Raw genomic sequence first — 12145 nt, 5'->3', positions numbered from 1 at the left:
ACACAAGGTCAAAGGCGGCAGCATGATCCTCCTGGTCGACAAGATCGTGCGTTGAACGGGTGCCGCGCGCATGGTAGTATTTCACATCGTGGTTCAAAGCGTTGGAGGCTGTTCTGCCACCCCAACTGCAAGCGCCACTTTATAAGGGCTCTTGGCGCAACGGTTAGCGCAGGGGACTCATAATCCCTGGGTTCTGGGTTCGAATCCCGGAGGGCCCACCAGGTTTTTCAACAGGTCAGGCAATATGTCTGGCCTGTTTTCTTTTTCATGGCATTAGTTTTCACTTGCAAATAGCCTGCTTGCTCATTTCCGGGCGCCCTCGGTCGGCTGCCTGCGATGCCGCCGCCCGCCCGCGGGGCGCGCCCCGCGGGCTTACTCGGGCATCGAGGGGCCCAGACGCCCTGGACGCGCGCGCATCGGCCCCGCGGGCAACGGTCTCCGCCGTCGCGGCCCCGCGGGACTCCGGCGCCCGCGCCCCCGGAAAGTTTTTCCAAAAATTTCCTTGCATCGCCGTCCGAGTTCCCGTATAGTACTTCTTCGCACGGGGGCGTAGCTCAGCTGGGAGAGCGCTTGACTGGCAGTCAAGAGGTCAGGGGTTCGATCCCCCTCGTCTCCACCCGAGCATTGAATGAGGCTCCAACGCAAGTTGGGGCCTTTTTTCATATAGGCACACAAGGTCAAAGGCGGCAGCATGATCCTCCTGGTCGACAAGATCGAAAAAAGCTTCGGCGCTCGCGTCCTCTTTAGCGGCGCGTCCTTCCAGATCAACCCCGGCGAGCGCTTCGCGCTTGTGGGACCCAACGGCGCCGGCAAAACCACCATGCTCAAAATCATCATGGGCATCGACAGTCCCGACGCCGGCCAGGTCCAGTACGCCAAGGACTGCCAGGTGGGCTACCTAGAGCAGGAAACTAATCTGGAGCACAAGGACACCACCATCCTTGCCGAGGTCATGGCCGCCGCCAAGGAAATCCGCCGCATGGGCGAGCGCGCTAACGAGCTGCAGGCCCAGATCACCGAGCTCTCCGAGCAGGGCAAGGACGTCGACGCACTCCTTAACGAGTACGGCCAGGTCCAGGACCGCTTTGAGCACCTGGGCGGCTACGAGCTCGAGAGCAACGCCCGCAAGATCCTGTCCGGCCTGGGCTTTAAGGTCACTGACTTTGAGCGCCCATGCTCCGAGTTCTCGGGCGGCTGGCAGATGCGCATCGCGCTCGCCAAGCTCTTCCTGCGCCACCCCGACCTGCTGCTTCTGGACGAGCCCACCAACCACCTGGACCTCGAAAGCGTCCAGTGGCTGCGCGGCTTTATCGCCAACTACGATGGCGCCGTGCTCATCGTCAGCCACGACCGCGCTTTCATGGACGCCTGCGTCGACCATGTCGCCGCTCTCGAAAACCGCCGCGTGACCACCTACACCGGCAACTACAGTAGCTACCTCAAGCAGCGCGAGGACAACCTTGAGCAGATGCGCGCCAAGCGCGCCGCCCAGGAGCGCGACATCGCCCATATGCAGGTCTTCGTTGACAAGTTCCGCTACAAGCCCACCAAGGCAGCCCAGGCCCAGGAGCGCATCCGCAAGATCGAGCAGATCAAAAAGGAGCTTGTCATCCTACCCGAAGGCCACAAGCACATCGACTTTAAGTTCCCCGACCCGCCGCGCTCCGGCGACATGGTCGTGGGGCTCGAGGGCGTGTCCAAGTCCTACGGCAACAAACACATCTACAGCGATATCGACCTCAAGCTCTACCGCGGCGAGCACGTGGCGCTCGTCGGCCCCAACGGCGCCGGCAAGTCCACGCTCATGAAGATCATCGCCGGACTGGAGCCGCCCACCACCGGCACCCGCGACCTGGGCACCAACGTGGGCGTGGCCTATTACGCCCAGCACGCGCTCGAGGGCATGACCGAGTCCAACACCGTCCTGCAAGAGATCGACACCGTCACGCCCAAGTGGACCGTGCCGCAGCAGCGCAGCCTGCTGGGTGCCTTCCTGTTTAGCGACAACGATTCCATCGAGAAGCAGGTCCGCGTCCTCTCCGGCGGCGAAAAAGCGCGTCTGGCCCTGGCAAAGATGCTCGTGGCCCCCGAAGCGCTCCTGTGCCTGGACGAGCCCACCAACCACTTGGACATCGACTCGGTGGACATGCTCGAGAACGCCCTGCAAAACTTCCCCGGCACCATCGTGCTGATCAGCCACGACGAGCACCTGGTACGCGCCGTGGCCAACCGCGTCATCGACATCCGCGATGGCAAGGTAACGGTCTACGACGGCGACTACGACTACTACCTCTACAAGCGCGAGGACCTTGCGGCCCGCGCCGCCGCCGAGGCGGCAGGGGAGAGTGCTCCCGCCGCGGCCAAGTCCACCAAAGCCAGCGCCGCCCAGGCCGACACCCCTGCCGCCGCGTCTAAGCCTGCCGAGGGCAAAAAGACCAAGGAGCAAAAGCGCGCCGAGGCCCAAGCCCGTGCCGCGCTCAACAAAAAGCTCAAGGGCGTGCGCAACCAGCTCAAGAAGATCGAGGCAGAGCTCGACAAAAAACGTGCCCGCTATGATGAGCTTATGGAATTGATGGCAAGCGAAGAACTTTATGCCGATCAGGACAAGTTCAACGCCGCGCTGGGGGAATATAACGGCCTTAAGCAAGAGCTGCCCAAGCTCGAGGACGAATGGCTCGAGCTTTCCACCCAGATCGAAGAGGAGACCGCGCGTGAACTCTCGTAAGGCCGCTGCCGTGGCGATGAGCATCATCGCCATCGCTTGTCGCATCTGCGGCATCTTTATGAGCGCGATGACCGTGCTGCTGTGCTTTAGCGGCCTCACCGCCAAGCTGCAGATCGTGGGCTTTGTTGTTGAGCTTTCACGCGCGCTGCCGAACGCCATCGCCGGCTACGGCGTCGTCACATCACCCTTTGGCGGCGTCTTCCGCCTGGATTACGCCATCGTCGCCGTAATCCTGTTTGTGGCCGACTACCTGCTTACGCGTGCCTCGCGCCGCGTCCGCTAGGGGAGCGCCATGTCCAACAGCTACCTGATGAACCTGCTTGCTAGCGCGGTCGCCGTCATCCTAGGCATCGTGATCCACGAGAGTGCGCACGCCGCCGCGGCCTGGGCGCTCGGCGACAAGACGGCCCGTTCGCGCGGCCGCGTGTCGCTCAACCCGCTTAACCATATCGACCCGTTTGGCACCATCATCCTGCCGCTGCTCATGCTTGCGGCCGGCGGCCCAGTGTTCGCCTTCGCCAAACCCGTACCCGTCTACCTCAACAACCTCAAGCACCCCAAGCGCGACGAGGTCCTGGTGAGCGTGGCCGGCCCCGCGTCGAACATCGCACTCGCGTGCCTCGCGGCCGCCCTCATGCACGCAACGTACGGCAACCTCTACACCAGCATGTCCTTTGCCGTGGCGTCCCAAATCATGAACTTCGGCGCCACCTTTATCGTGGTCAACCTGTCGCTCGCGTTCTTTAACCTTATCCCGATCCCGCCGCTCGACGGCTCGTCGATCATCGTGCCGTTCCTCAAAGGCAAGGCGCTCAACAACTATTATCGTCTGCAGCAATACGCTATGCCCATCCTCATCCTGGTGCTGTACCTGCTGCCCATGTGGACCGGCATCGACGTGATCGGCCGCTATTTCGACGTTACCGTGTATCCGCTTGCTGAGCAGCTGCTCAACTTCGCAATCGCCGGCATCTAAGGTAAACTTACAGGTCGACCGTGCAAAACGGTCGTAACATGCACCCAAACCGCGCCGCGAAGGCGCCGTCAAAGGAGGTCGAAGATGTCGTATCGCGTGTCGACGCAGGTCTACAGCGGACCGTTCGACCTGCTGCTGCAGCTGGTAACCCGCCAAAAAGTAGATATCAGCGCTATCTCCATCAGCGAGGTGGCCGAGCAGTACCTTGCCGAAGCCGAGCGCATCGAGGCGCTGGACCTGGACGTGGCGAGCGATTTTTTGCTGGTCGCAGCAACCCTTTTGGACATCAAGGCCGCCTCGTTGGTGCCGCAGGAGGCCCCGCGCAAAGCCGATGACGATGACGAGATCGACGATGACCTCGAAGAACTTAGCACGCTCGACGGGGACGCCCTACGCGAGGTCCTGATTCAGCGCCTGATCGCCTACAAGCAGTTTAAAGGCGCGGCTGCGGCCCTCGGTGCGCGCATGCAGGCCGAAAGCCGCATGCATCCGCGCGTAGCCGGCCCCGACCCCGAGTTCCTAGGCCTCATGCCCGACCACCTTGCCGGCATCACGCTGCGCGGTCTCGCCGTCATCTGTGCCGACCTGGACGGCAAGCGCCAGACCTTCCTGCTGGAGGCCGAGCATGTGGCGCCGCATCGCGTGCCGCTCGACCTGACCGTGGCCTCAGTCGACCGCTTTACCATGGCGCACCAAACCTGCACCTTCCGCGAGCTACTGGACGGCGATGCCACCACCGAGCAGCTCGTCGTCACCTTTCTGGCCATGCTGGAGCTCGCCAAGCGCGGCTCGCTCACGCTGAGCCAGGACGAGATCTTTGGAACCATCTGCATCAACCGCGTCGAGGGCGCCGAGGCCTACGTGCCCGGCGAGGGCCCCGAGCTCACCGAATAGGAGCCGCAACCATGTCAACCCTTTCCACGCTGGAGGCAAACAGCCTCAAAGGCGCCCTCGAGGCGCTGCTGCTGGTGTCGAGCGACCCGGTGAGTGCGCCCGCGCTGGCCGGCGCACTGGATATCGCCCCCGGCGAGTGCGCGTCGCTGCTCGCCGAGCTCAAGGTTGAGTACGAGGAGGCCAACCGTGGCTTTCAGCTGCGCGAGGTCGCCGGCGGCTGGCGCCTGTTCACGCACCCCGCTTACCACGACGTGGTCGAGGCCTATGTGTTGAGCTGGGACACGCAAAAGCTGTCCCAGGCGGCGCTCGAAACCCTGGCCGTCATCGCATACCACCAGCCTGTGACGCGCGAGGTGGTCAAGGGCATCCGCGGCGTCAATTCCGACGGCGTCATCGCGTCGCTCGTCGACAAAGGTCTAGTGCGCGAGCTCGGCCGCGACCCCCAGCGAGGTCAAGCCATCATCTACGGCACGACCAACGCCTTCTTGGAAAAGTTCGGTCTGCGCTCCACCCGCGACCTGCCCGACCTGGAGCAGTTTGCCCCCGACGAGCAATCGCGTCAGTTTATCCGCGAGCGCCTGAGCGGCCGCAGCATTCAGTCCACGCTCGAGGAGCAGGCCGATGACCTGGACGAAGAGCGCGAACTGCTCGATACCGATGTTGAAGATGTTGAGGCAGTCAAGGACTTGGAAACCCTGGTCGTCGACGAGACCTCGGAGGATTTGCATGACGAGGACTAACGAAGTAGGGGAGACGCGCGCCATGGGTAACGCAGTACCCGCCACCGACGCCCAGCCCGTCTATCCGCACACCATGCGCCTGCAGCGCTTTTTGGCGCGCGCGGGCGTGGCGAGCCGCCGTGGCTCGGAGGACCTAATGACCGCCGGCCGCGTGACCGTCAACGGCGAGGTCGCGACCGAGCTGGGCACCAAGGTCGATGTCGACCACGATCACATCGAGGTCGACGGCATGCCCGTCAAGCTCAACCAGGGCGCCGTGTACTTGATGCTCTACAAGCCGACCGGCTACCTCACCACCATGAGCGACCCGCAGGAGCGCCCTTGCGTGGCCGACCTGGTCCCGCGCGACCGCTTTCCGGGCCTGTTTCCAGTGGGCCGCCTGGACCGCGACACCACGGGCCTTTTGCTCTTTACCACCGACGGCGACATGTCGCAGGATCTGCTGCACCCCAGCAAGCACGTCTACAAGACCTACCAGGCGCTCGTGGACGGACGGCTGTCCGACCGCGACTTGGAACCACTCCGCAGCGGCATCGAGCTCGACGACGGCCTGTGCCAGCCGGCGATCTGCCGCGTCATCAACGCGCGCGAGGCCGAGGCCGTAGCTCCCCAGGGCGTCAAACCCGGCACCACCGCCGTGGAGGTCATAATCCGCGAGGGTCGTAAAAACCAGGTCAAGCGCATGCTGGGCAAGATTCACCATCCTGTGATCCGCCTGCACCGCTGCAACTTTGCCGGCCTTGAGCTCGAGGGCGTGGCCAAGGGCTCGTGGCGCGAGCTCACCGACCGCGAGGTGCAGATCCTTAAAAGCGGCGGCATCCCGCCCAAGCAGGCGAGCGCCAAGCGCAACGGCGGCAAGCCCCAAGACACGCCCGCCAGCCGCACGCGTCACCACGGCAGCCACGGCTCCGCACCCAAGCGCAACACCTACCGCGAGCGCTACACAGGCTAGGCAACCCGCCGCGCCCCAACGCCCGCGAACCATACCAGCACGTCAACCACCGAAAGGAAGCATTGCATGATCGTCGCCATCGACGGCCCCGCCGGTTCCGGCAAGTCCACCATCGCCAAGGAGATCGCCCGCCAGCTGGGCTTTAACAAGCTCGATACGGGAGCCATGTATCGCGCCGTCACGTTCGCCGCGCTCGACCGCGGCATCGACCTGGACGACGAGGCGGCCATCGACGCCCTCGCCGAGCAGATCGAAATCCGCTTTACCAACGGAACTGGCGAAGACACGCGCCTGACCATTGACGGCAAGGACGCCTCGGCTGCCATTCGCACCCCGCAGGTCGACGCCAACGTGTCCAAGGTCTCGGCCTACCCGGGCGTGCGCGCGGCCATGCTCATCCATCAGCGCCGCGCCGCAGAGGACCGCGATATCGTGGCCGAGGGTCGCGACATCGGAACCGTCGTGTTCCCCAACGCGCAAGTCAAGGTCTTCCTGACCGCTGACCCGCGCGAGCGCGCCCGCCGCCGCGTGCTGCAGCGCCACCAGAACGACGCCCAGCCGCTCACCACCGAGCAGCTCGAGGCCGAGGTCGACGAGACCCTCGACGCCCTCAAACAGCGCGATAAACTCGACAGCAGCCGCGAGGTCGCGCCGCTCGTTCCCGCCGAGGACGCCGTGCACGTCGACTCCACCGCCCATACCATCGACGAGGTCGTCCGCATTATCGAGGGCCTCATCAACCAAAGGAGGTAGCCCATGCGCCTGTTTAAGCAGACGCCCGAGGACTATTACAACGCCCCCTACGCCGAGTTCCCGGCGCTCATCCGCGGTACCGTCGTCGTAGTCATGGCCATCCTTTGGGCCTTCTCCAAGCTCATGTGGCGTTGGAAGGTCGAAGATGCCGATCTGCTGTTTGAGCGCCAGGACGGCCGCGGCAGCGTGGTCATCTGCAACCACACCTCGATGGCCGAGCTCTTGGCCGTGGAGACGGCGCTGTTCTTTGGGGGGCGCCGCATTCGTCCCATCTTTAAGTCCGAGTTCGCCAAGAGCAAGATTGTGCGCTGGGCCTTTAGCCGCGTTGGCGGCATCCCCGTGGAGCGTGGTACTGCCGATATGAAGTGCCTGCGCGCCGCCCAGCATGCGCTGCAACGCGGCGAGGACGTCCTGATCTTCCCCGAGGGTACGCGCATCCGCTCGCGCGAGATCAAGCCCGAGGTCCACGGCGGCTTTGCGCTCATCGCCCAGATGGGTAAGGCACCCGTCAACCCGCTCGCCATCTGCGGCTGGTCCGATATTACGCCTGCGGGCAAAAAGATCATGCGCCCCAAAAAGTGCTGGATCCGCGCCGGCAAGTCAATTTCGCTTTCCGACGCGCCTGCCGAGCTCAAGCGCAAGGAGCGCCTAGCCTGGTTTGAGTCCGAAGCCATGAGTCGCGTCTACGCCATGCGTGATGACCTGTGCGCCGAGCACCCGGGCAGGTTCTAGCCATGGACGAGGAAGTCATGAACACCGCCGAGGCTGTGCCCGGCAAGGCAGACGCCCCCACTATCGAAATCGCTGCCCACGCCGGCACCTGCTACGGCGTACAGCGTGCGCTCGATATGGCGCTGGCCGCTGCGCCGCAGGCAGGGGAGTGCACTCAGGTCCATACCTTGGGTCCGCTCATCCATAACCCGATCGTGGTACGCGAGCTCGCCGAGGCAGGCGTCGGTCTGGCCGACACCTTGGACGACGCCACGTCGGGCACTGTGATCATCCGCGCCCACGGCGTGGTGCCGCAGGTCATTGATGCCGCTCGCGAGCGTGGCCTTAACGTCGACGACGCCACCTGCCCCTACGTGAAGAAGGTCCACGTGGCGGCCGAGCGCCTGGTGCGCGAGGGCTACCGCGTGATCGTCGTGGGCGAGCCGGGCCACCCCGAAGTCGAGGGCATCCTGGGCCACGCCGGCGATGACGCGCAGGTCGTGAGCTGCGCTGCCGATGCGGACGCGCTGTCGCTCAAGGGTAAAGTGGGCTTGGTTGTGCAGACCACCCAGACTGCGCAGAACTTGGCCGAGGTCGTGGCTGCTATCACCCCGCGCGTGCAGGAGCTGCGCGTGATCAACACCATCTGCGCCGCCACGAGTGAGCGTCAACAGGCAGCAGCCACACTTGCCAACCGCTGCGACTGCATGGTCATCGTGGGCGGCAAGAACTCGGGCAACACCCGCCGCCTGGCGCAGATTTGCGCAGACGCCTGCGAGCGCACGTATCACATCGAGGAAGCTTCTGAGCTCCAAGCCGCGTGGTTTACCGACGCTCACCACATCGGCATCACTGCCGGAGCCTCCACCCCGCAAGAACACATCGAGCGCGCCGTCGAGCGCATCAAGGAGCTTTGCCGCTAACCATGGACCAGACCGTACCCGCATACGCCGCCGAGGTGGCCGATTACGGGCGCAGCCGCGACCCCGAGCCGGGTGAGGGCGCGCTCGTAAAGAACGTGCGTCCCGAATCGCCCGCGTGGGATGTGGGTATCGAGCCGGGCATGCGCGTGCTCACGGTCAACGGTGAGGCGCTCACCGACATGATCGTATGGCTCTGGGAGGCCGACGATGATACCGTCGACCTCGAGGTTTTCGACCCGCGCGACGGCACCGTCACCCCCGTCGAGCTCGACCGCTTTCCCGGCGAGGATTGGGGTTTGGAGTTCGATGGCCCCATCTTCGACGGCATGCGTACCTGCGTCAACGCCTGCGTGTTCTGCTTTATGACCATGCTCCCCAAGGGCGGCCGCTCCACGCTCTATATTCGCGACGACGACTATCGCCTAAGCTTTTTGCAAGGCAACTTTGTCACGCTTACGAACCTCACCGACGAGGACGTGCAAAACGTCATCCAGCGCAACATGAGTCCCATGAACGTGTCGGTCCACGCTGTGAGCCCCGACGTCCGCCGTCGTATGATGGGCCGTAACGCCCAGCGAGGCATGGACGTACTCGAGACCATCATGGCCGCCGGCATCGAGATTCACGCGCAGATCGTGTTGTGCCCCGGCATGAACGACGGCGAGGAGCTGGAAAAGACCCTGCGCTTTTGCGAGGAGCACGAGCAAATCACAAGCCTGGGCATTGTGCCGCTCGGTTTTACCAAACACCAAAACCGCTTTAGCTGGTCATACAGCGACAAGCCCGAACTGGCGCGCGAGACCATTGCCATGATCCGACCGTTCCAGGACCGCGCCTATGAGCGCTTTGGCCGCCACACCTTCCAGATGAGCGACGAGTTCTATCTGGACGCCGGCATCGATCCTCCAGAGGCAGACTTTTACGACGGTTACCCGCAGTACTACGACGGCATCGGCATGATCCGCTCGTATCTAGACGAGACCGACGACGTGCTTGCCGCCTATACCGAGCGTCTGGCCCGCGTCCGCGAGGCCATCGCCGCCCGCAGCCAGCATTTGCTGTGCCTCTCGGGCGCCAGCGCACGCGACACGGTGGCCCGCTTTGTGGAGTCGCCCCAGGGACTCGCCGGCACTGTCACGGCCATCAAGAACCGCTACTTTGGCGGCAACGTGGACGTGACCGGCCTCATCGTCGCGTGTGACATCTTGGAGCAGCTGCCCCAAGATCTGTCGGGGGTTATGCTCTTTGTGCCTAAGCTCATGTTCAACGCTGACGGCATGACGCTTGACGAGTATCATCGGGACGATTTACTCGCAAGCCTTACCAGTCGCGGCGCCGAGGTTCATGTGGTGTCGACCATGCCGCATGAGCTGCTCGATACCCTGGAGCATATCCTTGGCATTGTGCCTGCCGACTCTAACACTTCCACTGAACCTACCCATTAAAGGAGAGCAGATGAAACCTATCGTCGCCGTCGTCGGACGCCCCAACGTGGGCAAATCCACGCTCGTTAACCGCCTGGCCCAGACCTCGGACGCCATCGTCCACGAGTCTCGCGGCGTCACGCGCGACCGCTCGTATCACACGGCCGATTGGAACGGCCGCGAGTTCACCATCGTCGACACGGGCGGTATCGAGCCGCTCAAGAGCGACGACGTCTTTGCCACGTCCATCCGCGACCAGGCGCTCGCCGCCGCCGAGGAAGCCGCAGTCATCCTGTTTGTAGTCGATGGCCGCACCGGCGTCACCGAGGAGGACGAGTCGGTCGCCCGCATGCTCAAGCGCTGCGACAAGCCGGTCTTTCTGCTGGTGAACAAGCTCGACAACCCCGATCGCGAAAACGACAGCATCTGGGAGTTCTATTCGCTCGGTATCGGCGAGCCCACGCCGCTCTCGGCCCTGCATGGCCATGGCACGGGCGACCTGCTCGACGATATCGTGGCCCTGCTTCCCGAGGAAGAAGACGAGGTCGCCGATGAGTTCCCCGACGCGCTGAACGTGGCCATCATCGGCCGCCCCAACGCCGGCAAGTCGTCGCTGTTCAACCGCATCCTGGGCGCCGACCGTTCTATCGTGTCCAACATTGCCGGCACGACGCGCGACGCCATCGACACGGTCGTCGAGCGTAACGGCAAGCACTACCGCATGGTCGACACCGCGGGCATCCGCAAGAAGAGCACCGTGTACGAGAACATCGAGTACTACTCCATGGTCCGCGGCCTGCGCGCCATCGACCGCGCCGACGTGGCGCTGCTCGTCGTCGACGCCTCCGTGGGCGTTACCGAGCAGGACCAGAAGGTCATGGGTCTTGCCATCGAGCGCGGCTGCGCCATCGTTGTGCTGCTCAACAAGTGGGATCTGCTCGACGACGACCGTAAGCGCGAGGCCTGCATGGAGACCATCGACCGCCGTCTGGGCGTCATGGCTCCCTGGGCCCAGTACCTGCGCATCTCTGCTCTCACCGGCCGCAGCGTCGAGAAGATCTGGGCGATGGTAGACGCCGCCGAAAAGACGCGCTCGCAGAAGATTAGCACCTCGCGCCTCAACGCGTTCCTCACCGACCTGCGCGAGTTTGGCCACACCGTAGTGGACGGCAAGCGCCGCCTGCGCATGCACTACGTGACCCAGACGGGCGTCAACCCGCCGACGTTTACGTTCTTCGTCAACCACAGTGACCTGGTCAACGACACCTACCAGCGCTACGTGGAGAACCGCATGCGTTCGACCTTCGATTTTGCCGGCACGCCCATACGACTCTTCTTTAGGAAGAAGGAGCAAAAGGATGCATAATCCGATTCTTCTGACCGCCATCTGCGCCGTGGTCTCGTTCTTTATCGGAGCGATTCCGTTTGGCCTGATCCTGGGCCGCGTGTTCAACCACACCGACATTCGCAATGCGGGCTCCGGCAACATCGGCACCACCAACGCGCTGCGCGTGGCTGGTCCCAAGGTCGCGGCGCTCACGCTGCTGCTCGATTGCCTGAAGGGCGCCGTCTGCGTTCTTATCGCCCGCCCGCTTATCGCCGATCTAGGCTATGGCTTTCCGCCGAATATCATGGCACCCGGAGCTCCCGGCGATTGGATGCTTGGCGTCATCTGCCTGGCAGCGGTATGGGGCCACATCTTCTCGCCATACCTCAACTTCCACGGCGGCAAGGGCATCGCGGTCGGTCTGGGCGTCATCCTCGCCTGGTACTGGCCTATTGGCCTGTCGCTGCTGGGCATGTTTATCGTAGCCGTCGCCATTACCAAATACGTGTCGGTGGGCTCGCTTGCCGCCGCCATCGGCCTTCCCATCGCCGCTTGTGCGGTCTTTCCATACAGCAGCCTGGGCCTTAAGTTTTGCATGGCGCTGATCGGCATCACCGTGGTGTGGGCCCATCGCGCGAATATCAAAAAGCTCACGTGTGGTAAGGAGTCCAAGCTCTCGTTTACCAAGCGCGTCACCGAGCCCGACGATAAGTAGGAGAG

12 protein-coding genes and 2 tRNA genes are annotated in these 12145 nt (G+C 63.6%); all 14 read left to right on the top strand.

The features are described 5' to 3' along the window. Positions 1-145: 145 nt before the first annotated feature. The 14 genes from DWV58_RS04065 (at position 146) to plsY (ending at position 12140) form a co-directional block, all read left to right on the top strand. Positions 146-221: transfer RNA gene (locus DWV58_RS04065), tRNA-Ile, on the top strand. 322 nt (positions 222-543) lie between these two features. Continuing rightward, a tRNA-Ala gene (locus DWV58_RS04060) sits at positions 544-616 on the top strand. 75 nt (positions 617-691) lie between these two features. After that, positions 692-2725: an ABC-F family ATP-binding cassette domain-containing protein gene (locus tag DWV58_RS04055; protein WP_117776264.1), complete on the top strand. Its 2034-nt coding sequence runs from the start codon at positions 692-694 to the stop codon at positions 2723-2725. Continuing rightward, positions 2712-3008: a hypothetical protein gene (locus DWV58_RS04050; RefSeq protein WP_233540499.1), complete on the top strand. Its 297-nt coding sequence runs from the start codon at positions 2712-2714 to the stop codon at positions 3006-3008. Before DWV58_RS04055 ends, DWV58_RS04050 begins: the two co-directional genes overlap by 14 nt. 9 nt (positions 3009-3017) lie before the next feature. After that, on the top strand, positions 3018-3701 hold the full coding sequence (locus DWV58_RS04045) for a site-2 protease family protein (protein ID WP_117776263.1): 684 nt from the start codon (positions 3018-3020) through the stop codon (positions 3699-3701). A gap of 84 nt (positions 3702-3785) precedes the next feature. Beyond that, complete coding sequence (locus DWV58_RS04040; RefSeq protein WP_117776262.1) at positions 3786-4595, top strand: ScpA family protein; 810 nt, start codon at positions 3786-3788, stop codon at positions 4593-4595. An 11-nt stretch (positions 4596-4606) separates the two neighbouring features. Beyond that, the gene (gene scpB / locus DWV58_RS04035; RefSeq protein ID WP_117767302.1) at positions 4607-5335 is read left to right on the top strand and encodes an SMC-Scp complex subunit ScpB; all 729 of its coding nucleotides are present in this window, start codon (positions 4607-4609) and stop codon (positions 5333-5335) included. Between the two features lie 22 nt (positions 5336-5357). Beyond that, the gene (locus DWV58_RS04030) at positions 5358-6287 is read left to right on the top strand and encodes a pseudouridine synthase (protein ID WP_117629380.1); all 930 of its coding nucleotides are present in this window, start codon (positions 5358-5360) and stop codon (positions 6285-6287) included. A gap of 66 nt (positions 6288-6353) precedes the next feature. After that, positions 6354-7040, top strand: a complete 687-nt coding sequence (cmk, locus tag DWV58_RS04025; RefSeq protein ID WP_117629381.1) for a (d)CMP kinase — start codon at positions 6354-6356, stop codon at positions 7038-7040. Positions 7041-7043: 3 nt separating this feature from the next. Then, positions 7044-7772, top strand: a complete 729-nt coding sequence (locus DWV58_RS04020; protein ID WP_117629382.1) for a lysophospholipid acyltransferase family protein — start codon at positions 7044-7046, stop codon at positions 7770-7772. 2 nt (positions 7773-7774) lie between these two features. Beyond that, complete coding sequence (locus DWV58_RS04015; RefSeq protein ID WP_233540498.1) at positions 7775-8674, top strand: 4-hydroxy-3-methylbut-2-enyl diphosphate reductase; 900 nt, start codon at positions 7775-7777, stop codon at positions 8672-8674. A 2-nt stretch (positions 8675-8676) separates the two neighbouring features. Next, complete coding sequence (locus DWV58_RS04010) at positions 8677-10119, top strand: DUF512 domain-containing protein (RefSeq protein ID WP_117776261.1); 1443 nt, start codon at positions 8677-8679, stop codon at positions 10117-10119. Positions 10120-10129: 10 nt separating this feature from the next. Continuing rightward, entirely contained in the window at positions 10130-11464 is a 1335-nt protein-coding gene (gene der, locus DWV58_RS04005) for a ribosome biogenesis GTPase Der (RefSeq protein WP_117776260.1), read from the top strand. Further along, on the top strand, positions 11457-12140 hold the full coding sequence (gene plsY, locus DWV58_RS04000; RefSeq protein ID WP_117776259.1) for a glycerol-3-phosphate 1-O-acyltransferase PlsY: 684 nt from the start codon (positions 11457-11459) through the stop codon (positions 12138-12140). The genes der and plsY overlap by 8 nt, the downstream gene beginning before the upstream one ends. The last annotated feature ends 5 nt before the right edge of the window (positions 12141-12145 follow it).

It is taken from the genome of Collinsella sp. AF11-11 (genome assembly GCF_003465485.1).
Taxonomy (GTDB): Bacteria; Actinomycetota; Coriobacteriia; order Coriobacteriales; family Coriobacteriaceae; genus Collinsella.
This window is presented reverse-complemented; position numbering and strand designations above follow the sequence as displayed.

Excerpts from the sequence above, each read along its gene's own strand:
- DWV58_RS04030 (WP_117629380.1), top strand. The coding sequence starts at position 5,358 with ATGGGTAACGCAGTACCCGCCACCGACGCCCAGCCCGTCTATCCGCAC.
- DWV58_RS04015 (WP_233540498.1), top strand. The coding sequence starts at position 7,775 with ATGGACGAGGAAGTCATGAACACCGCCGAGGCTGTGCCCGGCAAGGCA.
- DWV58_RS04010 (WP_117776261.1), top strand. The coding sequence starts at position 8,677 with ATGGACCAGACCGTACCCGCATACGCCGCCGAGGTGGCCGATTACGGG.
- plsY (WP_117776259.1), top strand. The coding sequence starts at position 11,457 with ATGCATAATCCGATTCTTCTGACCGCCATCTGCGCCGTGGTCTCGTTC.
- scpB (WP_117767302.1), top strand. The coding sequence starts at position 4,607 with ATGTCAACCCTTTCCACGCTGGAGGCAAACAGCCTCAAAGGCGCCCTC.
- DWV58_RS04055 (WP_117776264.1), top strand. The coding sequence starts at position 692 with ATGATCCTCCTGGTCGACAAGATCGAAAAAAGCTTCGGCGCTCGCGTC.
- DWV58_RS04045 (WP_117776263.1), top strand. The coding sequence starts at position 3,018 with ATGTCCAACAGCTACCTGATGAACCTGCTTGCTAGCGCGGTCGCCGTC.
- DWV58_RS04020 (WP_117629382.1), top strand. The coding sequence starts at position 7,044 with ATGCGCCTGTTTAAGCAGACGCCCGAGGACTATTACAACGCCCCCTAC.
- cmk (WP_117629381.1), top strand. The coding sequence starts at position 6,354 with ATGATCGTCGCCATCGACGGCCCCGCCGGTTCCGGCAAGTCCACCATC.
- der (WP_117776260.1), top strand. The coding sequence starts at position 10,130 with ATGAAACCTATCGTCGCCGTCGTCGGACGCCCCAACGTGGGCAAATCC.
- DWV58_RS04040 (WP_117776262.1), top strand. The coding sequence starts at position 3,786 with ATGTCGTATCGCGTGTCGACGCAGGTCTACAGCGGACCGTTCGACCTG.